The organism is Xanthovirga aplysinae (assembly GCF_009711365.1).
GTDB classification, from domain to species: domain Bacteria; phylum Bacteroidota; class Bacteroidia; order Cytophagales; family Cyclobacteriaceae; genus Xanthovirga; species Xanthovirga aplysinae.
Genome location: NZ_SMMB01000541.1, coordinates 1 through 2,223, shown reverse-complemented (window position 1 = coordinate 2,223; position 2,223 = coordinate 1). Strand labels below are relative to the sequence as shown.

The window sequence follows — 2,223 nt, the reverse complement described above, 5'->3', positions numbered from 1 at the left end:
TTTTTAAAAAAGGTAGCTAAGGCAGTAAAAGGGAAAAATACTGGATTTAGCGAAGGAGAGGCCAGCCAGGGTTTAAAAGAAGCTTTAATAAAAGGCACAGAGAAAGGTGTAGAATTGGTTTCTAAAGAAAATGGTTTTTTGAACCGTCCTGAAATAAAAATCCCTTTCCCAGAAGATGCAATTCAGGTGGAAAAGAAGCTAAGAGCCATTGGGTTAGGAAAGGAAATAGATAAAGTGGTTACCTCCCTTAACCGTGCAGCAGAACATGCAGCCGAAGAGGCCAAACCTATTTTTGTGGCTGCTATTACTTCTATGACCATTAAAGATGCTATTAACATTGTAGGAGGCCCAGATGATGCTGCCACTCAATATTTGAACAGAACTACCTCTCCTGAACTAAATAATAAGTTTCGACCAGTGATAGAATCCTCCTTGGAAAAAGTAAATGCGACCAAATATTGGGAAGATGTCATCAGTCGCTACAATAAAATCCCTTTAGTTAAGAAAGTAAATCCGGACCTAACAGAATACGTAACCCAAAAGGCTATTGAAGGACTATTTGTAATGATTGCCAAGGAGGAAAAAGCTATTCGGCAGGACCCTGTAGCCCGTACTTCTGCCATTCTCAAAAAAGTATTTGGTAATAATCTATAAATCACCAAAAAGAAATTAATTAACCTTTATATTGCTCATCAAAAACATTAATTTAATTAGCAGGGGAATTTGTACAATAAAATTTTAAATCCTCCATTTAAATAAAGCCTTTATTATGTTATAATTGCACCCTTTTTAAAAGAACCAAAGATAAAGGTGATAATTATTAATTAATCTTTTATTCAGCTTTGTTATTGCCTTTTCTAAGACTATTTGGTGGAAAAATTTAATGGAGCATTTTTTAACTAACTGAAAATGAGTAACAACAACCGTGGAGAATTCAGTTCATCCTTAGGCTTTATATTAGCTGCTGCTGGTGCTGCCATTGGATTGGGAAATATTTGGGGCTTCCCCTCTCAGGCAGCTCAAAATGGAGGTGCTGCTTTTGTTTTAGTGTACTTAGCACTTAGTTTTCTGATCGCTTATCCGGCACTGATGGCTGAATTGATTATCGGTCGTTATGCACAATCCAATGCTGTTGGTGCCTTCCAAAAGATCCCTGGAGGTAAAAAATTTGTTTGGGTAGGATATGCGGGATTGATAAGTACCTCCTTGATCCTGAGTTTTTACGCCATTGTAGCAGGTTGGATGATGGCTTTTGGTGTGGAACCTCTGTTGAGAGTTATGGGGTTAAATGAAGCGGCCAACTGGGTAATTTCCCAGTCCATCAGTAGCAATATTCTTTTTACCATCTTATTCTACTTGATTTCCATTGGAGTGGTAGTTGGAGGCGTTTCCCGAGGAATTGAGCGCTGGTCTTCCCGCCTTATGCCCGCTTTGCTAGTCATGTTGGTCATTTTGATTGTTTACGTACTAACTTTGGATGGCGCCATGAAAGGACTTAAAGTTTATTTAGTCCCAGATTTTAGTAAACTAACTGATCCCAATTTAATCATAAATGCCTTAGGACAATCTTTCTTTTCCCTTTCCGTAGGAGTTGGAGCCATGCTGGTATATGGGTCTTATGTGAGTAAAAAAGAAAATATTAGCCGATTAGGCATTTTAGTAACTTTGGCTGATTTAGGAATTGCTTTTTTGGCAGGTTTCCTGATTATTCCGGCAATGTATGCTGCTGAAGCTCATGGTGCAGAAATATTTGATGCGAATGGGCATTTATTAGCTGATGGGGACATAGTTTTTAAAGTCTTACCCACTCTTTTTCAAACTATGGGAGTTTGGGGCGTTCCTGTAGCTGTAATATTCTTTGTGCTGATGACTATCGCGGCCCTTACTTCGGCCATGTCAATGTTAGAAAACTCCGTTTCCTATGCTGTAGACAGTGGAAAAATGCCTCGCAAAAAAGCTACCTGGGCAATTGGATTAGGGATTTTGCTCATCTCACTTCTGATCATCTTTAATTTTGACCTGCTATTTAACTTTGTGGTAACTCTTGTGACTGTTTATTCCCTACCCATTCTGGCTATCTTCTTCTGTATTTTCATTGGTTGGGTCATGAACCGAAACGAAGTGTTAAATGAAATCCGAAAGGGTCATCCAGAAGTTGAAAAAAGCTTTTTCTTTAAATTTTGGCCAATTTTTGTCAAAATTGTGACGCCACTGCTAATTCTA

At 38.4% G+C, this 2,223-nt stretch carries 2 protein-coding genes; both read left to right on the top strand.

Translation table 11 applies throughout. The features are described from left to right. Positions 1–654 (top strand): DUF4197 domain-containing protein (locus E1171_RS02490; RefSeq protein WP_155203747.1); only part of this gene is annotated, 654 nt, incomplete at its 5' end. Positions 655–909: 255 nt separating this feature from the next. Beyond that, positions 910–2,223, top strand: a 1,314-nt coding sequence (locus E1171_RS02485; RefSeq protein ID WP_155203745.1) for a sodium-dependent transporter, incomplete at its 3' end; no start/stop codon positions are given.